Annotated in this window: 22 protein-coding genes and 1 pseudogene; 12 read left to right on the forward strand and 11 right to left on the reverse strand. The window is 69.7% G+C overall.

All coding sequences use genetic code 11. From position 1 onward, the window contains the following. Positions 1 to 10: 10 nt before the first annotated feature. Genes ACIBK1_RS33285 through ACIBK1_RS33295 form a run of 3 tightly spaced genes read right to left on the reverse strand, consistent with a single transcriptional unit; the run spans position 11 to position 2,346 of the window. Entirely contained in the window at positions 11 to 712 is a 702-nt protein-coding gene (locus ACIBK1_RS33285) for an ATP-binding protein (RefSeq protein ID WP_396739641.1), read from the reverse strand. Further along, the gene (locus ACIBK1_RS33290; RefSeq protein WP_396739643.1) at positions 713 to 1,900 is read right to left on the reverse strand and encodes a glycosyltransferase family 4 protein; all 1,188 of its coding nucleotides are present in this window, start codon (positions 1,898 to 1,900) and stop codon (positions 713 to 715) included. Beyond that, entirely contained in the window at positions 1,897 to 2,346 is a 450-nt protein-coding gene (locus ACIBK1_RS33295; protein WP_396739645.1) for a hypothetical protein, read from the reverse strand. The genes ACIBK1_RS33290 and ACIBK1_RS33295 overlap by 4 nt, the downstream gene beginning before the upstream one ends. Positions 2,347 to 2,440: 94 nt before the next feature. Here ACIBK1_RS33295 and ACIBK1_RS33300 point away from each other — a divergent pair, with 94 nt between their 5' ends. Further along, positions 2,441 to 2,815: a BlaI/MecI/CopY family transcriptional regulator gene (locus ACIBK1_RS33300; RefSeq protein WP_396739647.1), complete on the forward strand. Its 375-nt coding sequence runs from the start codon at positions 2,441 to 2,443 to the stop codon at positions 2,813 to 2,815. Positions 2,816 to 3,148: 333 nt separating this feature from the next. Continuing rightward, the gene (locus ACIBK1_RS33305; protein WP_396739649.1) at positions 3,149 to 3,592 is read left to right on the forward strand and encodes an MFS transporter; all 444 of its coding nucleotides are present in this window, start codon (positions 3,149 to 3,151) and stop codon (positions 3,590 to 3,592) included. A 93-nt stretch (positions 3,593 to 3,685) separates the two neighbouring features. Here the strand turns inward: ACIBK1_RS33305 and ACIBK1_RS33310 are convergent, their stop codons facing one another. Beyond that, on the reverse strand, positions 3,686 to 4,060 hold the full coding sequence (locus ACIBK1_RS33310; RefSeq protein ID WP_396739651.1) for an STAS domain-containing protein: 375 nt from the start codon (positions 4,058 to 4,060) through the stop codon (positions 3,686 to 3,688). Positions 4,061 to 4,493: 433 nt separating this feature from the next. On the opposite strand from ACIBK1_RS33310, the gene ACIBK1_RS33315 reads away from it, so the two are divergent. Then, positions 4,494 to 5,135: a carbonic anhydrase gene (locus tag ACIBK1_RS33315; protein ID WP_030509470.1), complete on the forward strand. Its 642-nt coding sequence runs from the start codon at positions 4,494 to 4,496 to the stop codon at positions 5,133 to 5,135. 69 nt (positions 5,136 to 5,204) lie between these two features. On the opposite strand, the gene ACIBK1_RS33320 is transcribed toward ACIBK1_RS33315, so the two are convergent. The 3 genes from ACIBK1_RS33320 to ACIBK1_RS33330 all read right to left on the reverse strand — a co-directional run bounded on the left by ACIBK1_RS33320 (position 5,205) and on the right by ACIBK1_RS33330 (position 8,288). Beyond that, on the reverse strand, positions 5,205 to 6,674 hold the full coding sequence (locus ACIBK1_RS33320) for a glycosyltransferase family 39 protein (RefSeq protein WP_396739653.1): 1,470 nt from the start codon (positions 6,672 to 6,674) through the stop codon (positions 5,205 to 5,207). Next, positions 6,671 to 7,507: an undecaprenyl-diphosphate phosphatase gene (locus ACIBK1_RS33325; RefSeq protein ID WP_396739655.1), complete on the reverse strand. Its 837-nt coding sequence runs from the start codon at positions 7,505 to 7,507 to the stop codon at positions 6,671 to 6,673. Before ACIBK1_RS33325 ends, ACIBK1_RS33320 begins: the two co-directional genes overlap by 4 nt. Positions 7,508 to 7,631: 124 nt before the next feature. After that, positions 7,632 to 8,288, reverse strand: coding sequence for a DedA family protein (locus ACIBK1_RS33330; protein WP_396739657.1), 657 nt, complete (start codon positions 8,286 to 8,288; stop codon positions 7,632 to 7,634). A gap of 128 nt (positions 8,289 to 8,416) precedes the next feature. On the opposite strand from ACIBK1_RS33330, the gene ACIBK1_RS33335 reads away from it, so the two are divergent. Genes ACIBK1_RS33335 through ACIBK1_RS33345 form a run of 3 tightly spaced genes read left to right on the forward strand, consistent with a single transcriptional unit; the run spans position 8,417 to position 10,471 of the window. Next, positions 8,417 to 8,806 (forward strand): BlaI/MecI/CopY family transcriptional regulator, encoded by a 390-nt coding sequence (locus ACIBK1_RS33335; RefSeq protein WP_396739659.1) that lies wholly within the window; start codon positions 8,417 to 8,419, stop codon positions 8,804 to 8,806. 10 nt (positions 8,807 to 8,816) lie between these two features. Further along, positions 8,817 to 9,752, forward strand: a complete 936-nt coding sequence (locus ACIBK1_RS33340) for a M56 family metallopeptidase (protein ID WP_396739661.1) — start codon at positions 8,817 to 8,819, stop codon at positions 9,750 to 9,752. 20 nt (positions 9,753 to 9,772) lie between these two features. Next, on the forward strand, positions 9,773 to 10,471 hold the full coding sequence (locus ACIBK1_RS33345) for a response regulator transcription factor (RefSeq protein WP_030509464.1): 699 nt from the start codon (positions 9,773 to 9,775) through the stop codon (positions 10,469 to 10,471). On the opposite strand, the gene ACIBK1_RS33350 is transcribed toward ACIBK1_RS33345, so the two are convergent. After that, the gene (locus tag ACIBK1_RS33350; protein WP_396739663.1) at positions 10,416 to 11,681 is read right to left on the reverse strand and encodes a HAMP domain-containing sensor histidine kinase; all 1,266 of its coding nucleotides are present in this window, start codon (positions 11,679 to 11,681) and stop codon (positions 10,416 to 10,418) included. The two genes, ACIBK1_RS33345 and ACIBK1_RS33350, sit on opposite strands and share 56 nt — an antisense overlap. A 67-nt stretch (positions 11,682 to 11,748) precedes the next feature. Between ACIBK1_RS33350 and ACIBK1_RS33355 the strand changes: the two genes are divergently transcribed. The 6 genes from ACIBK1_RS33355 (at position 11,749) to ACIBK1_RS33380 (ending at position 17,628) form a co-directional block, all read left to right on the forward strand. Next, on the forward strand, positions 11,749 to 12,978 hold the full coding sequence (locus ACIBK1_RS33355; protein WP_396739665.1) for an MFS transporter: 1,230 nt from the start codon (positions 11,749 to 11,751) through the stop codon (positions 12,976 to 12,978). A gap of 63 nt (positions 12,979 to 13,041) precedes the next feature. Further along, complete coding sequence (locus ACIBK1_RS33360) at positions 13,042 to 13,443, forward strand: FtsX-like permease family protein (protein ID WP_030509461.1); 402 nt, start codon at positions 13,042 to 13,044, stop codon at positions 13,441 to 13,443. Between the two features lie 127 nt (positions 13,444 to 13,570). Further along, the gene (locus ACIBK1_RS33365; protein WP_051761978.1) at positions 13,571 to 14,242 is read left to right on the forward strand and encodes a phosphatase PAP2 family protein; all 672 of its coding nucleotides are present in this window, start codon (positions 13,571 to 13,573) and stop codon (positions 14,240 to 14,242) included. A gap of 322 nt (positions 14,243 to 14,564) precedes the next feature. Beyond that, positions 14,565 to 15,827 (forward strand): hypothetical protein, encoded by a 1,263-nt coding sequence (locus ACIBK1_RS33370; RefSeq protein ID WP_396739668.1) that lies wholly within the window; start codon positions 14,565 to 14,567, stop codon positions 15,825 to 15,827. A 220-nt stretch (positions 15,828 to 16,047) separates the two neighbouring features. Continuing rightward, complete coding sequence (locus tag ACIBK1_RS33375; protein ID WP_081903707.1) at positions 16,048 to 16,614, forward strand: BlaI/MecI/CopY family transcriptional regulator; 567 nt, start codon at positions 16,048 to 16,050, stop codon at positions 16,612 to 16,614. Between the two features lie 3 nt (positions 16,615 to 16,617). Further along, positions 16,618 to 17,628 carry a M56 family metallopeptidase gene (locus tag ACIBK1_RS33380; protein ID WP_156081018.1) on the forward strand — a complete coding sequence of 337 codons (1,011 nt, stop codon included), beginning with the start codon at positions 16,618 to 16,620 and terminating at the stop codon, positions 17,626 to 17,628. A 79-nt stretch (positions 17,629 to 17,707) separates the two neighbouring features. Here the strand turns inward: ACIBK1_RS33380 and ACIBK1_RS33385 are convergent, their stop codons facing one another. The 3 genes and pseudogenes from ACIBK1_RS33385 to ACIBK1_RS33395 all read right to left on the reverse strand — a co-directional run. Then, positions 17,708 to 18,421: a response regulator transcription factor gene (locus ACIBK1_RS33385; protein ID WP_030509456.1), complete on the reverse strand. Its 714-nt coding sequence runs from the start codon at positions 18,419 to 18,421 to the stop codon at positions 17,708 to 17,710. A 359-nt stretch (positions 18,422 to 18,780) separates the two neighbouring features. Beyond that, positions 18,781 to 20,061 (reverse strand): MFS transporter, encoded by a 1,281-nt coding sequence (locus tag ACIBK1_RS33390; protein WP_231513982.1) that lies wholly within the window; start codon positions 20,059 to 20,061, stop codon positions 18,781 to 18,783. Between the two features lie 227 nt (positions 20,062 to 20,288). After that, positions 20,289 to 20,618: pseudogene (locus ACIBK1_RS33395) on the reverse strand (hypothetical protein); the annotation flags it as partial.

Consider the following 20,618-nt stretch of genomic DNA (forward strand, 5'->3'; position numbering starts at 1 on the left):
CCGGCCTGTTTCAGCTCCGACACGTACGTCCAGGACCGGGGAGCGCCCCGGGGCGAAGCGGTATGACTGCAGGGACAGCTGCCAGAAGGCCGTCCGCCACGCGTACGCCGTGCGGGAGAACGATGGACGTGGCGTTGCCCGTGATCGCGACTACAGGGGCGGTCGCCGTGGGGAGCGGATTGGGAACGGCCTGGCAGGCGCGAGGCAGGGCGATGGAGAACCAGACGACCTTGCCATCGCGACGTCCGGGGATGACGCCCCACGCATGGCTGAGTAGTTCGACCAACGTCAGCCCGCGGCCACATTCCGCAATGTCGTCCTCTTTAGCGGGCAGGGTGCCGTCGGATGGGGTGGAGATAGGCCAGAGAGTGCCGACGCTGTCCCACACCTCCACGTACAGGTGCTTCTGGGTTAGCCGGGCGCGCACGACCACCAGGTGCGAGCGATGGTCGGATACCGCAGCGGCCTGTATCGCTTGGACCGCATTGGTGACGATTTCGGATGTCAGTAGCTCCGCGTCGTCCGCCACATCCGACAGCTGCCATCTGGTCACGATCGACCGGATGAAATGGCGAGCCCGGGAAATCGCGGCGGGATGTGCGGGAAGTGATAGCTCCTCAGAAACGCGCCCATAAGCTGGGCTGAAAGGTGATTGCATGATGGAAACCTGATTCCGAAGCGGATCGATGGAAAAGTGACCATGATTCGGCACTCAGGGTGTCCACGTGTAGAGGGGAGGCCCCGAAGCCGCATCGTTTGTCCTGTGTAGTTCGGTGAACAGGTGTTCCCATTGCCGACGGATGTGGTCGATGTGGTAGCGGGTGACAGAGGCTTTGGCTGACGTGCCAAGGATGTGCCGCAGCGAGGCGTCGGTGATGAGCGAGTCGATGGCGGCGGCGAGTTCAGTGACATTCTCGGGAGGGACCAGCAGTCCGTTGCCTCCGTGGGTGATGATGTCCGCGGGGCCGTGGGGGCAGTCGAAGCTGACGGCGGGTAGCCCGTGGGCCATGGCCTCGATGAGGACCATGCCGAAGCCTTCGAATCGCGAACTGAGGACGAATATCGCGCCCTTGGCGAGTTCCTGTTCCAGGGTGGTGGTGCCGCCCATGAGGAAGACGTGGTTGTACAGGTGCAGGCGATGGATTTGGCGCTGCAGCTTGGCGCGTTCCTTGCCGTCTCCGTAGATGCGCAACTGCCAGTCGGGGTGTTTTTCGACGATCGCAGCGAATGCCTCGATCAGCAGGTCGAAGCCCTTCTGCCGGGTGAGGCGTCCGGCGGCCACGACGATTTTGCCGTCCAAGGCGGCAGGCGCGCGCTCGGCTGGTGTGAGTGCGTTGGGAATGGTGGCCATGCGGGCTGGCGTGTTGTCCAGAATGGTGCGGTATTCGGCAGCGTCGGCATCGGTAAGGGTGACGACGGCGTCCAGTCGGGGATACCAGTGGGCGATCTGGTCGATCAGTTCGGGTTTATGCGAGCGCAGGTACATGTGTTCCTGGGCGATGCGGATGACGTGGGGTGGGGCGAAGCGGGCGGCGAGCAGGTTGAGGGCTGGGCGGGTGGTGACCAGCACCCCGCCGTCCAGGGATCGCAGGAAGCGCGTGATCGCATGGTCGCTGATCTGGCTGAAGGTGGCGTAGCGCACCTCCGACGGCGGGACCAGTTGGCTGGGCCGGCTGCGGAGCCAGGTGCGGATCGGGTGCCGCCAGCGGGGTCCGCGCAGGTCGACCAGGGCACGCAGCCGGACCCGGGGATCGAGGGGGAACTTCGACTGGTCCCGGTTGCGGAATACACTGACCAGTTCGACGTCGTGGTCGCCGGCCAGGGCGTTCGCCTGGTTGATGACGGTGCGGATGGTGCCGCCTACGCCGTAGGCGTTGGCGAGCAGGTAGCGGATCTTCATTTGGCGGCTCGCCGGCAGATCAGCGACAGGTTCGCTTGGACGGTGTAGTACGGCTTGACGCTGACCGCGCCCGCCGGGGTGTTCCTGGTCTGGGTTGGGAACGTCATGACCTTCTTCTTGTTGGGGATGTCGTCCAGATGGCGTCCCACCCGTAGTGGTTGAGGGCGGCCGGGGACGGTCAGGTGCAGGTCCCAGATTCGGCGGCTGCGGCTTCCGGCGAGAGGGGAGGTCGAGGTGATCAGGTCGATGTCGAAGGAGGCCTCGAATCGGGTGCCGGTCAGTGTCGCCGGGCAGTTGAGCGTCACGGCGGGGCGATCGCGGTCGGTGAGGATGAGGGTGCCGGTCGACGTGGCCGGACTGGTGCCGCCACCGGCGATGTGTCCGATCACACGAACGTGGCCGTCGCGTGGCCATACCTGCTCGACTTCCGCGTGCCCGGGTTCCATCAGGGCCTCCCATGGGTGCATGATTGCGCCAAGAGTTACTACCGCGATAGTAACTACTATCGCGATAGTACATAAAAGTAGGGAGGGCTGGTAGATGACCAGCGGTGAACGCAACGACAGGCGGCCGGCGGGAGCGCTGGAAGACGAGGTCCTCGCGGTGCTGTGGTCGGCGTCGGCGCCGATGAGCCCGGCCGAGGTGCAGGCCGAGCTCGGCGGCCGGTTGGCGTACACGACGGTGATGACCACGCTGGCCCGGCTGGAACGTAAGGGCCTGGCGACGCGGGAGCGCTTAGGCCGGGGATACGTCTACACGCCGACGGTGGACGAGGCGGCTCACACCGCTGATGCCATGAGGGACCTGCTGTCGCGAAGGAGCGACCGGGCCGCCGTGCTCGCCCAGTTCGTCTCGCGCCTGTCCCCTGACGATGAAGAGACGTTGCAGCGGTTGCTACGTGAGATGACCGACTGACATGCGGATCACCGTGTACCTGCCACTGGTCGTCTCGGGGCTGCTCGGGCTGGCCACGGGTCGCTGGCTGCCCCCAGCCGCCGCCACCCGGTTGCTGGTCGCGGGGTGTGCGGTGAGTTCCGTTGCCGCTCTTGCCCTTCTGGCCTGGACTTAGGTTGGGCAGGTGCCGCTGGTCGCCGCTTTGGGCGACTGGTCTGCCCGCCTGGTACACAACCGTGATCCGGTGCCGCCCCCTGATCGGCCAACTCGCGCTGCTGACGCTCGGGGGTGTTGGTGCTCTGACCATCAAGGCTCCTCGGCGGTGTACGTCCTGGCGGGCAGCCCTGCCTGGCTGTGGGCGGCCCGCCTGGGTCAGGGCGCTGCCGCGTCCGCCTTTTCCCCGCGGCCGCCGCGCTGGTCGCCCGGCTGAATCCGGCGGCCAGGCGCGGCCGGGCGTTCGGCTCCTACGGCTTCTACAAGTCCATCGGCAACACCCTCGGCCCCCTGCTTGGCGGGGCACTGGTGTGGGCGGGAGGACTGCGGTTGCTGTTCGGCGTGCTGGCGGTGCTGGGCGCTGCGGTCGCCGTGTGGGGAGCGCTCGCTGTGCCGGCCGTGCCCCCACTGCCCAAGGCCCGGCAGACGGTGCTGGACCTGACCCGCCGGCTGGTCGATCCGGCCTTCCTGGCCCCGACGCTGGCACTGGCCGCGGCGACCGCCGCGCTGTCGGCAGGGGTCGGCTTCCTCCCGTTTGCGGCGCCGCGGCGGGGCTCGGCACGGTGGTCACCGGTGCCGCGGTGACGGTGCTCGCCGGCTGCGCCACCCTCGTCCAGCCCCGCGCCGGACGCGCGCTGGTCCGGCACTGCCGCCCCTGAGAGGTGAGCGTCTGAAGGATCAGACGGCGGGCGTGGACGGCTGCCGGGCGGCCCGCAGGGCCGCAGCCACCTGCGGATGGATCTCGAAGATGGCGTCCAAGCCGGTCAGTTTCAGCATCTGGGTCAAGTGCGGCCCGGCCCCGGCCAGCAGCAGCCGGGTGCGCGCACTGCGGCCACGCCGCCACAGGCCCACCAACTCAGCCAGTCTGGTGGAATCGCAGAAGAGGACATCCGTCATGTCCACAATCAGGACCGAGGCGTCCACGAGCTGCCCTGCCTGGGTGCGCAGCAGCGGAGCCGACACATCCGTCAGCTGACCGGCGGCACGAACCACAGTGACACCGGCGTCCCGACCGACGGTGACAGTGAAGATCGGCCCTGGATTGGATGCCACGGGCGAGCTCCTCACACCTGCGGGGATCAGGGCAGGTGAACTCTCTTCTTACCATCAGGGGCGTGATCAAATCGATCAGATGCGCGTCCCCGAGTGGAGCACCCCGGCGGAACTCCACCTGTGCCATCGAGCAGAGCCAGTGCACAGCCAAGCGGGGTACCGACAAGAAGACCCGAACGGCTCCACCCCAAGCCGTCAACATCCACCTGTCGGGACCGCAGCGCAATAGATGTCCCTTCCGTCAACCTCAAACGGGAGGGGCGGTGCCGAGGTGTGCCGAGGGCTGGGCACCAGGCCGATCAGCTTCGTCGTGTGCTGAGGATCGGGGGCGGAACCGAGATTTGCCCGGCGCCTGGAGTGACGACGAACCCTCAGCAGGCGCTGGGGAGACCATGCAGCGCGACAGCCAGGGGGCTTGGCCTAGGCTGCGGCCATGGCCGAGATCAAGTCTCCGACTCCCAAGGAAGCCTTCGAGCTGTTGCTCGCCGGTAACCACCGCTTCGTAGCCGGCGCCCCCGAGCACCCGAACCAGGACGCGACACGCCGCGCCGAGATCGCACCGGGCCAGCGCCCGTTCGCCGTCCTGTTCGGATGCTCTGACTCCCGGTTGGCCGCCGAGATCATCTTCGATCGTGGCCTGGGTGACCTGTTCGTGGTGCGTACCGCAGGCCACGTGATGGGTACGGAGGTGCTGGGCAGCATCGAGTACGGGGTGGATGTGCTGGACTGCCCGCTGGTGGTGGTCCTCGGCCATGACTCGTGCGGCGCGGTCGCCGCCGCGTGCGCCGCACTGGAGGACGGGATGGTGCCGGCCGGGTACGTCCGGGACGTTGTCGAGCGGGTGACCCCCAGCGTGCTCGCGGCGCGGGCCGCAGGTCGTGTGGAGGCCGACGAGATCCTGGCCGAGCACGTGAAGACCACGGTTGACCTGCTGTTGGACCGCTCCCGGGTGCTCGCCGAACGGGTCGGCGCGGGTCAGGCCGCCGTCGTGGGCCTGTGCTACCGCTTGGCGGACGGCAGCGCTCAAGTGGTGGCAGCGCGCGGCCTCGAAGTCACCGCCGGTTCCGCATCGTGACCGGAGCTCCTTCAGCCGTTGCCCAGCAACGTCACCACGGCTACGGCGTGAACCGCGCCTCGCACGTGTTCAGGGGCCGGACACTGGTCCGGCTGGGTGCTGGTGGGGTTTAGGCAGGTATGCGGTGTAGCCGGTGCCCCGGAGCCGGTGGGCGGTCCAGTCCTGGGCGTAGCCGGGAGGCCCGGAGCGTGCCTTGGCGAGGGCGGCGGTGGGTTCGGTGATCGCGCGGTGCAGCAGGGCGGCTTCGGTGGTGTTGCGGTTGTTGCCGCTGACGTCGGCGGAGGCGCAGCCGGCGTAGTAGCCGATCGGCTGGGAGTGGCTGCCGGTGACCAGGCAGGGCGGGCGCAGGCCGAGGCGGCGCAGGTCGTCGGCGACTGACTGGTAGCGGCCGGTGGTGGCTCGTGCGTCGGCGTGCCTCTCCTGGAGGACCGTGTACTGCGTTGTCAGGTGTACGACAAGCAGCGCGGCGAGGACGCCGGCGACGGTGGCACGCGCGGGGACCGGGTGGGCGGCTCGGACCGTACGATCGGCCAGGGTGGCGACGGGCAGGGCGAGCAGGGCGTAGACGGGCAGGAAGAAGCGCGGCGCGGAGTAGTCGATGAGGACGAGGTAGGGAACGCTCAGCGCGGCGGCGCAGGCGACGGGCAGCACGGTTTCCGCAGGCCGCCCGGCGCGCAGGGCCACCGCGCATGCTGTCAGCGCGAGTACGGGAAGGGCCAGCCACCACACCGTGAGTTCCGGGTGGGTCAGCGGGAGGGTGCAGGGGCGGCACAGCAGGGGTCCGTTGAGGCTGCGCCAGGCGTCGCCGCCGGCCCAGTGCAGGCCCATGCCGCCTTCGGTGGCGCTGGAGGCGTGCAGGCGGGCGCCGATGCCGCCCCATCGCACGTACGCCTCGGCGATCCACTGGGCGCCGCCCGCGGCGAGCCCGCCCGCGATGGCGAGAGCGGGGGCCCGGCGCCGCCAGGCGGGCACCGCCGCGCAGGCGGCCAGCAGCGGCGCCGCGAGCCAGACGCCGTCGGAGAAGCGGAAAAGCGTGGCTGCCCCGACGGCGCCGCCCAGGCCGAGGAGCACGGCCCTGGACGGGCCGGGCTCGTGGGCGCGCAGGAACCAGCCGACCGCGGCCACCGCCGACAGCGCCACCCACAGGTTGGGCATGGCCTGAGGCCCGTACAGCACGGTGGTCCATAGGCCCGCGAACAGCAGGGCGGCAAGGGCGGTCCGGCGCGGCCCGAGCAGCGGGCGCCAGGCGCGGTACGCGGCATAGAGCGCGGCGGCCGACAGCAGCGCCAGCACGGTCCTGATCACGGGGGTGGAGTCGGTGACGGCCAGCATGGGGGCCGTCAGGAAGCTGATGCCCCGCGAACGCGGCGCGCTGAAGTAGGCGGCCGGATTGCGTGGGTCGACCTGGGACAGGTACACCGTCTCGTCCCAGCCGAGCCCGAGGTGCGGCGCGGCGAGAGCCAGCTGGGCCGCCGCGTAGCAGGCGGCCACCAGGGCGAGCCACGGGATCCGCCGGTGCCAGGCGACCCGTACGGTCATGCGTTGATCACTCCGGCGCCCAGCAGCGCGAACAGCAGCACTCCGACGACGATCCGGTAGATCACGAAGGCGTTGAACGAGTGCCGGGCGACGTACCGAAGCAGCCAGGCGATGGAGGCGTAGGCGACGACGAAGGACACCGCGGTGCCCACCACGAGCGGTGCGATGCCGACTCCCGCGCCGACGGCGTCCTTGAGCTCATACAGACCGGCTCCCGTCAGGGCGGGGATCCCGAGAAGGAACGACAGCCGGGTGGCCGCGACCCGGTCCAGGTCCAGGAGAAGGGCGGTGGACATCGTCGCCCCGGAGCGGGAGAAGCCGGGAAACAGCAGGGCGAGAATCTGCGAGGAGCCCACCAGCATGGCGTCCTTCAGACCGGTGTCGGCCTCGCCGCGCTTGTGGCGGCCCATCCGGTCGGCGAGCCACATCACCGCACTGCCGGCCAGCAGCGAGCCGGCCACCACCCACAGCGAGGCGAGCGGGCCCTCGATGAGCGGCTTGGCGGCGAGTCCCACGACCACGATCGGGATCGTGGCGTAGACGACCCACCAGGCGAAGGCGTAGTCGCGGTTGTGCCGCTCCTCGCGCCGCACCAGTCCGCGAACCCAGGCGGAGACGATGCGGACGATGTCGGAGAAGAAGTAGACCAGCGCGGCGGCGATCGCCCCGACCTGGATCACGGCGGTGAAGGCGACCACCGAGGCGTCGTCCACAGGGATTCCCATGAGGCCCTCGGTGATCTTCAGGTGGCCCGTGGAGGAGACCGGCAGGAACTCGGTCACCCCCTCGACGACACCGAGCACCATGGCCTGCAGGACACTGATGTCACTCATCGGCGGTCCGACTCTTTCTCAGGGGCAGGGATAAGGCGGGACGGATCGAGCTCACCCGGTGAGCGCCGTCGTGTCGCGAGCGGAGATCCCCATCGCCTGGCCGGGGAGAGTTCGACGACGCATGTCACGAAACGTCGTCACGGACCGGCTCCGCCGAACGGCGGGTACGGCGGCGGCTCCGTAGCGCCTCCAGAGCGAGTGGCAGCAGCGAGACGGCGACGATCACGCCGATCAGGGGCAACAGGTAGCGGTCGACGTTGGGGACGCTGGCCCCCAACGCGTATCCGGCGAGCACGAGGCCGACCGTCCACACCAGCCCGCCGAGAACCTGCCAGAGGGTGAAGGTGCGCACCGGCATCCGGACCACTCCGGCGAGCGGGTTGAGCACGGTTCGCACCAATGGGATGAACCGGGCGAGGAAAACGGCCTTTCCGTGCCCGTACCGGGCGAGCAGGTCCTCCGCCCGTGCCGCGCCGCGCAGCAGGTGCGAGTTCCGGGTACGGCCCAGCAGAGCCGGCCCCACCCGGCGGCCGATCACATAACCAGTCTGCGCGCCGAGCAGCGCCCCGGATACGGCGGCGATCAGCACCGCGGGCAGGGAGAGGCGGACGCCGCCGACCGTGGTGGCGCACAGCAGACCCGCGGTGAACAGCAGCGAGTCTCCGGGCAGGAAGAACCCGATCAGCAGGCCGGTCTCAGCGAACAGCACCACGAACACGCCAGCGGCGCCGAACGCCGTCAGCAGCGAGGTGGCGTCCAGCGGATTGAACCCGGTCGACACCCGGCGATCCTTTCCCGCCTGCCCCTGTCTCCGGGACAGGGCGCGTGGCACACTCGGAACACGGCAGCTTTTACACGGCCGTAGAAGTTCTACACGACTGTAGAAGACGGGCAGGGAAACGACAACCTATGAGCGCCACTCCACCCGGGCGGGGCCCCAAGCGCGCTAACGGCGAGCGGGAGGCCGAGATCCTCGATGTGCTGCTCCGGGCCGGCGAAGCGCTGACCCCGGGCGAGGTCGCCGAGCGTCTCGGCGGCAAGCCGACCTACAGCACCGTGGTGACCATCCTCACCCGGTTGTACGCCAAGCAGTTGCTCGTACGGCACCCACGCGGCCGGGCCTACGCCTACGCCCCCGTCACCGACGAGGACGGGTTCGCCGCCCGCCGCATGCGCAGCGTCCTGGAGGAACGGCCCGACCGTCAGGCCGTGCTCACCCGCTTCGCCGACGGCCTGTCCCCCTCCGACGCCGACCTCCTGCGTCGGCTGCTCGGGCCCGACCAACACCAGGGGCGGTAGAGGACACCGGATGCGCATCGCCGTCTACCTTCCGCTCCTGCTGTCGCTGCTGGCCCCGCTTGGTGCGCGAGTCCTGTCAGAACGGTGCGAACCTCGTGTGGCCACCTGGCTGCTCACCGTCTCGGCACTGGTGCTGGGCGCGGCGAGCACCCTGTCGCTGGGCCTGCTTGCCATCACCGGACTGATCCGCATCCCACTGCTCGCCGACCTCGGCCACTGGTCCGTCCACACCGCCCAGCGGGACGACCCCACCCAATTGTCGGTCGCCGTGGTCGCAGGCCTTCTGCTCGGCGGCGCCGTACTCGCCGCCGGCCGCATGCTGTGGACGCGCGCCCGTTCACTGGCCGCCGCGGCCCAGCAGGCCGCCTGCATGCCTGCCCACGACGACCTGGTCGTCATCCAGGACGAGACCCCCGACGCTTTCGCGGTGCCGGGACTGCCCGGACGCGTCGTGGTGTCCACCGGCATGCTGCACCTGCTGGACGACGGCGAGCACGACATCCTGCTCGCCCACGAACGAGCCCACCTGGCAGCGCATCACTACCTCTTCGTCGCCCTCGCCGGGCTGGGCGCCGCCGTAAACCCTCTTCTGCGCCCGCTCGCCGCCGCCGTCACCTACACCGTCGAACGCTGGGCCGACGAACGCGCCGCCGCCGCGACCGGCGACCGCACCCGGGTCGCCCACACCGTCGGCAAAGCCGCCCTGGCCGCCCCCCGCACCGCCGGGAACCGTCTTCCAGGCCACGCCCTGGGCATCCTCGGCCATCGCGGCCTGCCGCGGGACGCCGGGCCGGTGCCCCGCCGGGTCGCCGCCCTGCTCGCACCGCCCCTGCGCCACCGTCCCGAGATCGCCGTCGCCGCAGGCACGGTCCTCGCCGTCGCCACCTGCTCCATCGCCGAAGCCACCCACGACCTCCATCTGCTGTTGGAACTCATCGGTGTCTGACATGGTGTAAGGCTGAGGGCATGGCGCGGGTGCTTGTGGTGGAGGACGATCCGGTGATCGGGCCGGAGCTGGAGTCGGCGCTGACCGTCGCGGGCTACCGGACCGACCTCGCGACCACGGCGGCGGGGGCGCTCGATCTGGGCGGGGCGGTCATGCCTGATCTGGTGCTGCTGGACCTGGGGCTGCCGGATGATGACGGCGTCACCGTATGCCGCCGGTTGCGGGCGGCTGCGCCGCAGGCGGTGATCGTGGTGCTGACAGCGCGCACCGAGGAGTTCGAGGTGGTCGTGGCGCTCGACGCGGGGGCGGACGACTATCTGACCAAGCCGTTCCGGCTGACCGAGCTGCTGGCAAGGCTACGTGCCCATCTGCGTCGCCAGGCGGCGCCCCGGGACGACGATCGGACCTTGAAGGTGGGGCGGCTCAGTCTCGACCTGCCGGCTCGCCGGGCGTACGTCGCTGGCGACGAGGTCGCGCTGCGGCCCAAGGAGTTCGACCTGCTGACGGCGCTGGCATCCCGCGCCGGTGAGGTCGTCTCCCGCGAGGAGCTGATGGACGAGGTGTGGGACGTCAACTGGTTCGGGCCGACCAAGACGCTCGACGTGCACGTGTTCGCGCTCCGCCGCAAACTCATCGATCACGGCGAGGATCCGCAGCGGATCGCTACGGTGCGGGGACGGGGCTATCGTTACGAGCTGCCGGAGACAGCAGAAGACTGAAGACCGGCGGACTGGTCCTGCGCAGGACCAGGCGGCCCGCCTCGGCCTCGGCCAGGGATCGGCCCAGCGCCAGGCCGATGCCATGTCCGTCGGCCGCGCGCCGCGCGAACACGTCCACACCCTCGGGCACTCCCGGCCCGCGGTCGGCGACCTCGATCGCGATGCCGTCGGCGAGGTCCGCCGCCTCGACAGTGACCTCACCCTCACCATGGACCAAGGCGTTGTCGAGCAGCACGCGCAAGATCTGCCGCACCGCCGCGGCGGAGGCGGCGACTGGGGGCAGGTCATCCGGCACGCTGACCATCAGCCGGCGCCCCTGGGCGGCGAGCGGGCCCTGCCAGCACTCCCTGACTTCGTCGAGCACGGCGGGGACGTCGAGCGGCGCCGACCCGGTCCAATTGTCACGAGTGAGCCGTACGAGATCGTCGATCACGGTCTGCAGCCGCTCGCCTCGCCCGAGCGCGGTGCGAATGGCGTCGGCGAGGGCGGCGTCCGGCCGGGCCAGGGCCGCCTCCAACCCGAGCATCATCCCGGTGAGCTGGGTGCGGAGCTGGTGGGAGACATTGGCGCTGAAGGCGCGCTCACGATCGAGCACCTCACCGAGCCTGCGGGCGGTGGCTTGGAGCGCGAGCCCGGCCTGGTCGGCCTCTCGCACCTTGGATCGCGACGCCCGGATGGTGAAGTCGCCGTCGCCGAGGGCCTGCGCGGAGCGGGTCAGGTCCTCCAGCGGCGCGGCGAGCCTCGCCGACTGACGCCGTGCGAACGCGGCGGCCAGTCCGATCACGAGTACGGCCAGCCCGGCCATGACGAGCCACGCGATGTGCGTCCTGCCGGCCACCGTGTCGTACGAGGTGGCGACCCTCACCACCCCCGGCGTCTCGTCGGACGGGATGGGCGCGGTGGCGATAAGGACGCCACCCTCGACGCCCTCTCTGAGCGGCGACCGGGCAGGGCCCGAGCCGAGGAGCCGCCGACCGTCCATCGTGTAGACGCCGACGGTCATATCGCGGGGAAGACCGGTGGGGAGCGAGATCGGGGAGGCGTTGGAGAAGGTGGAGGCCACCCACGTCGCCTCCAATTCCAGTGACTCGATCGCTCCGTCGTGGTAGAGCCGGGCGACGGCCACGGCCAGCGGCACCGCGAACAGGGAGACGGCCAGCACGGCCACCCCCGTGATCGTGGTGAGCAGACGGCTGCGCAACGACCTCATCCGCCCATGGTGGCCCCACCAAGGTAAGCGGGACGCTAACCGAGCCATGAGTAACCTGCTCGTCACTATGAGTGACAGCAACCTCGTCCGGCTCCTGCTGACCAGCCAGTTCTCCATCAAGTTCGGCTTCGCCCTGCTGATGCCGTACCTCGCGGGGCACCTCACGCACGGCCTCGGCCTGACCGCGTCGGCGGTGGGACTGATCCTCGGGATCCGCAACGCGAGTCAGCGCGGGCTGGCGCTGGTCGGCGGGCATCTGGCCGACCGGTTCGGGTGCCGAGCCGCCGTCGTGACCGGGTGCGCGCTGAGGTCCGCGGGGTTCGGACTGCTCGCGTTCGCCGACAGGGTGCCGGCACTGGTGCTGGCCTCGGCGGCGACCGGTTTCGCGGGCGCGCTGTTCGACCCGGGGATACGCACCATGCTGGCGACGGTCGCCGGTGACCGCAGGACCATCCTGTTCGGCCGTTTCAACATGGCTGGGCAGGCCGGGCTGCTGCTCGGCCCGCTGGCCGGGCTGGTGCTGGCCGCGCTGGACTTCCGCCTCGTCGCGCTCGTCGCCGCCGCGGTGTTCGCCGTTCTCGCCATGGTCCAGGCGGTCGCGCTTCCCGCCGTCGCCGCCACGGCCCCCAGGGAGGACCGCGCCGGATGGCGAAGGGTCCTGAGGGATCGCTACTTCCTCGTCTTCTCCCTCGCCATGGCCGGGTCGTACCTGCTGCCGTTCCAGATCTACGTCACGGTGCCGCTGGTCATGGGCCGCACGCTCGGGCCCGAACAGGACTTCGGGATGGGCGAACTGTTCGCGCTGTCGGCGGTGCTGGCGATCGCGTTGCAGGGGCGGGTGGGTGCGTGGGCGGCGAAGCGGTGGTCACCGCCGCGCTGCCTGGCGGCCGGTCTCGTGGTGATGGCGCTAGCGTTCGTGCCCCTGGTCGCGTTTCCGCAGCCCGTCGTGCCCTCCGTCCTCAACGAGGAGGTGGCCGAACATCTCGCCATGCTGCCGATGCTGACCGGCGCGGCGCTGCTGGCCGTGGGAACGATGCTGATCTGCCCGTTCGAGATGGACGTCATCGTACGGCTGTCGCGGGGACGTCTCGTCGCCACGCACTACGGCCTCTATTCGACCGTGTCCGGTGTCGCGACCGCCGTGGGCAACCTGCTCACCGGCCTGATGTGGGAATCCACACACAGGTGGCTGCCGTGGACGACCTTCGTGGCGCTGGGATGCGGGTGCGCCCTGGGAGTAGCCATCCTCAACCGCCGGCGACCGCTGACGCCCGCCCGACCGGCACCCCTGGGGTAAGAACGCGGCTTATCTCGCGCTAAGCGGGCGTGGATCACGGACATCGAGACGACACGACGGGTCGTGGGGTCCAGCCTCACCGCCGTGGACCTGTCCGGGCTGACCACCGTCGAACTCGGATTCGCCCTGGCCCTCGCTGTGGCGGCGACAGGTCTGCTGCTGGTCCTCGGGTTCGCCGAACGCCGCCGAACCTTCGCGCTGGCCGCCGTCCTGGGTGCCCGTCCCCGCCAGGTGGGCGCGTTCATCTGGGCCGAGGTCGTGCTCACCGGGGTGATGGCCGCGGTGTTCGGCGCGGTCTCGGGCCGGGCGTTGTCGCGTATGCTCGTCGCGGTTCTGAGCGGGGTATTCGACCCCCCGACCGGCTGGCGGTGCCCTGGCCCTATCTGGGCGCCGTTTCGGCGCTGGGTGTCGCCGCGCTGTTCGTGTCGGGAGCCGCCGTGCGTGCCGCCCGCCGTCCACCCCTGACGGTCCTGCGTGACCTGTGATTCGAAACGACCCGTGGGGATCGAGGCAGCACGCTCGATGTCGCTGAACACCCTGGTACGACCCGGCGTCGCCCTGCCTGCTTCCCTACTCGTGACCAGGGAGTCCTGTGATCCTGAAGCGCCTTTGCCTGCTTGCCGCGCTCATCGTCGCCACCAGTTTTCTAGGAGTCGCCGCGAAGACGGCCACGGTGACCCGGTTGGACCTGAAGGCTGACAGGATGCTGGCGGCGCTGCGCACCCCAGCCCTCACGGCCATCGCTGACGTATTCGACATCGCTTTCGGGACGATCGCGGCGATCGTGATCATCGCGCTGCTCGCCGTGACACTCAGCCGAGTGGGACGCCCGCACTCCGCCGTACTCGTGACTTTGATAATCGTCGTCGGCTGGACCACGAGCGCGATCTTCAAACAGATCATCGCCCGGCCTCGTCCACCCGTCGCGGACCAGCTTCTGCTCAAGACCGGTCATGACAGCTTTCCCAGCGGGCACGTCGCGCTGACGCTGTCGCTGGCCGTCGGAGCCGCCTTCCTCGCTGCCCGTACGCGCTGGTTCGCGCTCGTGGTGTGCGCCGGCGGCGTACTGGTCGTGGCACAGGCGTTCGCTCGCATGTACCTCGGAGTCCACTACCCCACAGACGTGATCGGCTCGGTGCTGGCGAGCACCGCGGGCACCTCGGCCGTCATCGCGCTAAGGGAGCGTATCGACGGCGTTCTGGACCGCATACCTGTCCTGGCCCGAAGCGAGGCGCCACCGGATCGCGGGGATTGCAGCCCATGACCACAGGTGACGAGGGTGCTTCCTGCCGGGCACTTTGAGACACCCGCGCCGAGCACCACGGCACTCGATCGCGAAGACAACCGGAACTGCGGGCCAGAAAGCTTCAGCGTTCGTTCAGCCACCTTCCTCCCTCCGAGGCGAGGCGGACTGAGTTGCTCACCCAAGAAACGCGAGTTTCACCACCTACTACTACTCGCATGAGTAGTATCTGGGCGAGTCCTCGTTGGCTGTAGTGCCCACGAACCTTGCCGATGACGGCGTCCCTTCTCCTGTCTGGAGCGCGCGCATGGTATCCACCTCTGCTCCCCCTCAACTGCGGCAAATGGCGAACAAGGTGCCCCTGGTCACCGCGACCTTCTGGGTCATCAAGATCCTTTCGACGACAGTCGGGGAGACGTTCGCGGACTACCTGACAGTCAATGTCGGGCTGGGCCCGGTAGTGACCGATGGTTTGGTGTTCGTCGTCCTGGCCGCGGCCCTGGTGCTGCAGGCATCCACACGCCGCTACACCCCGTGGATCTATTGGCTGTCCGTGGTGCTGGTCAGCATCTCGGGGACGCAGATCACCGACTTCCTCACCGACACCCTCGGGGTCAGTCTGTACGTCAGCACGGCGCTGTTCGCGGTGCTCCTCGCCGTGGTTTTCACCGTCTGGTACCGGCAGGAGATGACCCTGTCGATCACGGCGATCAACACGCCGCGACGGGAGGCGTTCTACTGGGGCGCCATTCTGACCACCTTCGCGCTGGGCACCGCGGCCGGCGACCTGTCCACCGAGGCGTTGAGTCTCGGGTTCCGCAACGGTGCGCTGATCTTCGGCGGCGCCTTCCTCGTCACGCTGGTGCTGTGGCGGATCGAGGCCTGGCAGGTGGCGGCGTTCTGGGCCGCCTACATCCTCACTCGCCCGCTGGGCGCCGCGGTCGGTGATCTGCTCACCCAGGACCACTCGCTCGGTGGTTTGGGTCTGGGCGCCACCCGGACCAGCGTGTTGTTCTTCGCCGTTATCGTCGTGCTTGTCGCGCGCGAGCAGGTGGCCACAACCAGGGCCCGCCGCGCGGGCGCGCACTCGGCGGATACCGGGGGCAAGTCGGGCCGGGCGAGCCTGGGCCGGCCGTCGGACCTGGTATGGGCCGCCGCCGGCATCGCCGCCGTCGTCGGGATCGGCAGTTGGCTGTCGGCCGGGGCCGCCGGCCAGACTCCCGGCTCAAGGGTGGCGGCGACCGGATCCGCTGACTCCGCTGGCGCGGCGGCAGGGGATTCGACGGCGGCGGGGGCCGCGAAGGCACGGCATGTGGTGTCGGCCAAGCTCGGGGATCTGTCCTCCTTCGCGGTCATCATCGACGATGTCAGCGCGCTGACCGCCAAGGGCGACCTCGCTGGGGCGAAAGCGCGGATCAAAGACCTCGAGGTGGCCTGGGACGCCGCGGAGGCAGGCCTCAAGCCCCGCTCCCCCCAGGATTGGCACACCTTGGACGACGCGATCGACGGGGCGCTGACCGCGCTGCGCGCCGGCAACCCGACCCAGGCACGGTGCGTCGCGGCGCTGCAAACCCTCGAGAAGACCCTGAACCAGCAGCAGGGCTGAACCGTGCCCCCGGCAACACGCCACCGCACTCAACCGGACGCCGCCGACCCATATCGGTTGGCGGCACCGGCACCCGGCCGCGCGTCACCGCGCGAACCGTGAGGCCGTGAGGTGGCGAGAAACGATGCGTACACCACGAAACCCGCTCATACCTCGACGTCGCCCTTGGCGGTGCGGCATCCTACGATTGAGGACGGTAGTAGATGGCCGGAGGTTACGGATGGTCGAATCACAACCGCGCCAGCCTGGGGAAGGACCTCGGCGACAGAGGTCGGGTCGTCGCCCTCCAGGCAGCCTTGAGCAGGAAATCCTCTCCTGCCTGATTGCGGCCGGTCGGCCACTGACTCCCGGTGAGGTTCTGGCCGAGATGGGCGGGAAGCTCGCCTATACGACCGTCATGACTACTCTTGCCCGGCTGCACAAGAGGGGGTTGGCGGAGCGGGAGCCGTCTGGCCGGGCGTACGCCTACCGTCCGGCGGCCGATCCCGTGGTGGCGCAGTCGATCGCCGTGGCCGCGCAAATGCGCCGGTTACTCGGAACGGGCGGCGACCGGGCCGGGGTGCTGGCCCATTTCGTCGCCGATCTCGGTCCCGAGGATGAGCGGCTGCTCACCGAGCTGCTGCGCGACCTCGAAGCCGGCCGCCAGGACGGCGGGAACGGGACTGCTGCGCGTACCGGCATACGAGCGTCGAATCCCCATCGGCGTGTGAGCAACCAGGCCGGGGAGGACGCCGGCCCGCCGGACAACGGTTCACCGGGCGACGGTCCGGCGAAGGCTGGCGAGTGAGCGGTGGCGTGGCTGGTGTGGTCACCGCTGGTGGCCAATCTCGTGCTCGGCCTTCTCGGTCCGCGGATCGCCCGAACCCTGCCGCCGCGAGTGGCCGTCCGGTTGGTGTCGACCGCGATGGTGGCCGTGGCCCTGGGCACCGCGACCGTTCTGACCGCATTGGGGTTCCTGTCGCTCGTGCAGATGCCACAGATAGCGCTGCTCGGGAGTTGGTCCCCCGGGCGGCTTGGTGACGAGCAGCCGTGGCCGGTGGCGGCCGAGGCGATAGCCGGGACATGCGCCGCAATCCTGCTTGCCGCCGGTCTGAGCACGACCGTACGTGTCGTTCGCGACCTGGTCAGAACTGCGGAAGCGGGTCGGCGACTGGCGGGCGGCACCGACGGGGTCGTCATCGTCTCTGACACCGTGCCGGACGCCTTCGCTCTACCGGCTCTACCCCGAACTCCGGGACGTGTCGTCGTGACGACGGCCATGCTGCGCGCTCTGGACGGTGATGAACGCCGCGTCGTGTTCGCCCATGAGGCGGCTCACGTGTCCCAGCGGCACCACATGTACATCCAGCTCGCGCGGCTCGCCTCCGCGAGCAACCCCCTGCTGCGCCCCACTGCCCACGCCGTGCGGTTCGCGGTCGAGCGTGCCGCGGACGAGGCCGCGGCCGGTCAGGTCGGCAGCCGTCAGCTGACTGCCCGCGCGTTGGCCCGAGCGGCCCTCGCCAAGGCGGCCGCACTGCGAGCTGCAGCCGATGTCAACGGCCCCGACCACGGGTCCACCGGTATCGCGCACATCGTCCTGCCGGCCACCGACGGGCAGGTCGCGCTGCGAGCGGCCGCCCTGCTGGCCCCGGCGCCCCGACCACGCCACGCTGTCGCCGTCGGACTGCTCCTGCTGACCATAGTCACGCTTGTGGGTGCCTCGGTGGCAGTGGATCAGCTGGACGACCGACTCGACCAGGCCGGGATGCCCGCACCCCGACCGCAGCTAGCGGCGCCGGTTCCGCACGTCCCGCACCTGTAGTCGAGCGGCCGGTCGGATCAGGCCCGGAATCGGCACCGATGAGTCCGCGCCGCAGTGCGGGAACGCAGGCGCTGCTCCCTTACGCCTCGAGCGTGAACCCGGCTTCATCAACCGTACGAATCAGTGGAGCACGATCGGCTTCGATCTTCCTGCGGAGGTAGTTGATGTAGAGCTCGACCACATGAGCCTGCTCGCCGAAGTCATAGGACCAGACGTGGTCGAGGATTTGCGCCGCGCTCAACACGCGGCCCCTGTTGCGCATAAGGAAGCGCAACAGTTCGAACTCCATCGGATCCAGTTCGATCAGTTCGCCGCCGCGCCTGACCTCCCTGAGGCCTTCATCCATCACCAGGCCGCCGACCTCGATCACCGGCTTCTCCGCAGTCACGGTCATGCCCGCACCACGCAGTAGCCGACGCAATCGGACGAGTAATTCCTCGATGCTGAAGGGCTTTGCCATGTAGCCATCCGCACCAGCCGCCATCGCGGTCATCCGATCCTCCGCCGCGTCCATGGCGGTCAGAAACAGCACAAGCACTCGCGGGGATTCGGCGCGCAACCGCCGTAGCACCTCGATACCGCTTATGTCGGGCAGCATGATGTCGAGCAGCACCGCGTCGGGTTGGAACTCCCGGGCGGCGCTCAGCGCCTCTTGACCATCGCCAGCGCTCACGACGTCCCAGCCCTCGCTGCGCAGGACCGTGGTGAGCACATCAGCGAGGTCCGGCTCATCATCAACGACCAGGACACGGACTGGCTTTCCATCTGGACGACACAAGCGGGGTCTAGTCATGGCGCTGCCAGTGTCCTGCAACCGCCCATGAGACACGTCTGAAGGCCTTCTGTGAATCCTATGAAATCTCGACAAGTACCCGGCCGAGTCCAGGACGTGGCGACCAGGAGCACCGGGGACGGAACGCCGTCCGCTCGGACGCCCACTCGGCCGCGGCCGCCAGTGGAAGGCAGAGCAGGAAGATCTCGAACCCCGCCGGCATCGCGCTCATACCGCTCTCTCGAACCCCCGGAAACAGTCACATGGACCGGCCCGGTGAATGGCGCAGTGAACGGCCCTGTCGCTGTCGCGCGGGGTGGTGACGCCGAGCACTCGTTCCCCGCCGGGATGCTCCGACAACTCCAGCGAGGAGTTCCCGTTCACGCAGTCGTGTCGCTGTTCGGCCCCTGGTACCGGCCGTTCGCCCTGGCCACCCACCACAGCGTCATCAGTGCGAGCGCCTGGATCGCGACGACGGTGGGTGCCAGCGCGGAGGGTGCGTGCCCGTACAGGGCGCCCAGCAGGGCTCCACCGGCCAGCCAGGCCAGTCCGTAGCTTGCGGCGAAGATCCCGTAGGCGGTTGCCCGCCGTGCCGGTGCTACGAGGTCGGCGACCTCGGCGCGCATGGTGGACTCCTGCACGCCCATGGCCGCCCCCCACAGCGCGGCGCCGGTCAGGACCGCGGGCAGCGTCGCGGTGAAGGCCAGTGCCGTCCCCGCCGCGGCCAGGACGGGCAAAGCGGCGAGGACGCGCAGGCCGTACCGGTCGAACAGTCGGCCGACGGCCAGCGCGGCCACCGCGTCGGTCGCCATCGCGAGCGCGTACACCAGCGGCACCGTGGCAGGCTTCAGCAGTCCGCGGTCTACGAGGTGGAAACCGATCAGTCCGAACGTGGCGAACCCCGCCATGGTCACTGCGGAGAACGCCGCGTACCGCCAGAAGGCGGCGGGAAGGTCTCGAAGGCCGCTCTTCGTCCCTGTGGGCGGGCTCGCGGGGGGATCGGCGTCGGCGGCTGGTGTGGCCGCGGGCTCGTAAACGCGGGGGTCGGGCACCCGGCGGGCCAGCCAGGCGAGCACGGCCAGAACGGCGACCCCGGGGACGGCCAGGACTCCGAAGGCCGCGCCGTAACCGTGCCAGGCGATCATCACCGCGACCAGCAGCGGACCGGCGAAGGCTCCGGCCTGATCCATCGCCTCGTGGACGGCGAAGGCGGCGCCCCGGCCCATCGAGGTGCCGGCGTTCGACAACAGCGTGTCCTTGGCCGGGCTGCGGGTGGCCTTACCGACCCGCTCGGCGATCACCAGGAGGCACGCTCCCACGAGCCCGACCGGCAGGGCCAGCGCGGGCACGGTGATCACCGTCAGCGCGTAGCCGCCGATCGTCCAGCCCCAGTAACGGCCCGTACGGTCCGCCGCCGGGCCGGTGATCAGGCGCAGCAGCAGGCCGGCCGCCTCGCCGGCGCCGGTCACCAGCCCGACCAGGACGGCGCCGGCGCCGAGTGATCCCAGGAACGGCCCGGTGATCGAACGCGCCCCCTCGTAGACGGCGTCCGCCAGCATGCTCACGACGCCGAACGCCACCACGAACCGCCACGGCGACATGATGGGCCGGCCTGTCGCGGAGGACGCCGAGGTGGGGCGCGGAGCACTGCTGCGAGACATGGTCCTCCTACCGGCGCGCGAATATCACCAGGTAGGGACTGTTGGCGGCGTCATATCGCCGTTCGTGTACGGCGAGCCCCACCGCCGTGTCCCGTCAACCTGATCGGAACGGGTGGCCCACTGTAATGCCAGCCGGTCGACCCTCACAAGGCGGCTGGCTGTCACACGGTGTCCAGACGCAACCCGACAGAGGCGACGCACGCACCCCCGATGACCAGGGCGCAGCTTCAGCGTGCCAGGGCACGGCCCATGGCGGCTCCGATGCCGGTTCCCGGGGCTCCGAGGGTCGCGACGCTGATGGCGAGCGGAACCCATGACGGACCGGGAAGCACCACGCCGACGGCCGGCGGCAGCAGAGCACCGAGAAAGCTCGCGGCACCCGCGACGGTAGTGGACGCCAGTGCCTCACGGATGACCGCCTGCCCCTGGCGACTGGTCGCCAGCGCCCCCGTGAGGTGAGATTGAGCCATTTTCATCCTGATCATGCTGGTCAGGATGGGCGCAGGAGGCAGGCGGCCGGAGGAGTTGGGGTGAGGTGAGGCTCCCGGTAAGACAGC

Origin of the sequence: Microbispora rosea, assembly GCF_044460045.1 — a bacterium.
Lineage (GTDB): Bacteria > Actinomycetota > Actinomycetes > Streptosporangiales > Streptosporangiaceae > Microbispora > Microbispora rosea.

What these genes read in the sequence shown, in the direction of transcription:
- ACIBK1_RS33340 (WP_396739661.1), top strand. Translation starts at nt 8,817, where the DNA reads ATGCGCATCGCCGTCTACCTTCCGCTCCTGCTGTCGCTGCTGGCCCCG.
- ACIBK1_RS33385 (WP_030509456.1), bottom strand. Translation starts at nt 18,421, where the DNA reads ATGACTAGACCCCGCTTGTGTCGTCCAGATGGAAAGCCAGTCCGTGTC.
- ACIBK1_RS33320 (WP_396739653.1), bottom strand. Translation starts at nt 6,674, where the DNA reads ATGACCGTACGGGTCGCCTGGCACCGGCGGATCCCGTGGCTCGCCCTG.
- ACIBK1_RS33375 (WP_081903707.1), top strand. Translation starts at nt 16,048, where the DNA reads ATGGTCGAATCACAACCGCGCCAGCCTGGGGAAGGACCTCGGCGACAG.
- ACIBK1_RS33370 (WP_396739668.1), top strand. Translation starts at nt 14,565, where the DNA reads ATGGCGAACAAGGTGCCCCTGGTCACCGCGACCTTCTGGGTCATCAAG.
- ACIBK1_RS33390 (WP_231513982.1), bottom strand. Translation starts at nt 20,061, where the DNA reads ATGTCTCGCAGCAGTGCTCCGCGCCCCACCTCGGCGTCCTCCGCGACA.
- ACIBK1_RS33350 (WP_396739663.1), bottom strand. Translation starts at nt 11,681, where the DNA reads ATGAGGTCGTTGCGCAGCCGTCTGCTCACCACGATCACGGGGGTGGCC.
- ACIBK1_RS33355 (WP_396739665.1), top strand. Translation starts at nt 11,749, where the DNA reads ATGAGTGACAGCAACCTCGTCCGGCTCCTGCTGACCAGCCAGTTCTCC.
- ACIBK1_RS33290 (WP_396739643.1), bottom strand. Translation starts at nt 1,900, where the DNA reads ATGAAGATCCGCTACCTGCTCGCCAACGCCTACGGCGTAGGCGGCACC.
- ACIBK1_RS33345 (WP_030509464.1), top strand. Translation starts at nt 9,773, where the DNA reads ATGGCGCGGGTGCTTGTGGTGGAGGACGATCCGGTGATCGGGCCGGAG.
- ACIBK1_RS33295 (WP_396739645.1), bottom strand. Translation starts at nt 2,346, where the DNA reads ATGGAACCCGGGCACGCGGAAGTCGAGCAGGTATGGCCACGCGACGGC.
- ACIBK1_RS33315 (WP_030509470.1), top strand. Translation starts at nt 4,494, where the DNA reads ATGGCCGAGATCAAGTCTCCGACTCCCAAGGAAGCCTTCGAGCTGTTG.
- ACIBK1_RS33325 (WP_396739655.1), bottom strand. Translation starts at nt 7,507, where the DNA reads ATGAGTGACATCAGTGTCCTGCAGGCCATGGTGCTCGGTGTCGTCGAG.
- ACIBK1_RS33335 (WP_396739659.1), top strand. Translation starts at nt 8,417, where the DNA reads ATGAGCGCCACTCCACCCGGGCGGGGCCCCAAGCGCGCTAACGGCGAG.
- ACIBK1_RS33300 (WP_396739647.1), top strand. Translation starts at nt 2,441, where the DNA reads ATGACCAGCGGTGAACGCAACGACAGGCGGCCGGCGGGAGCGCTGGAA.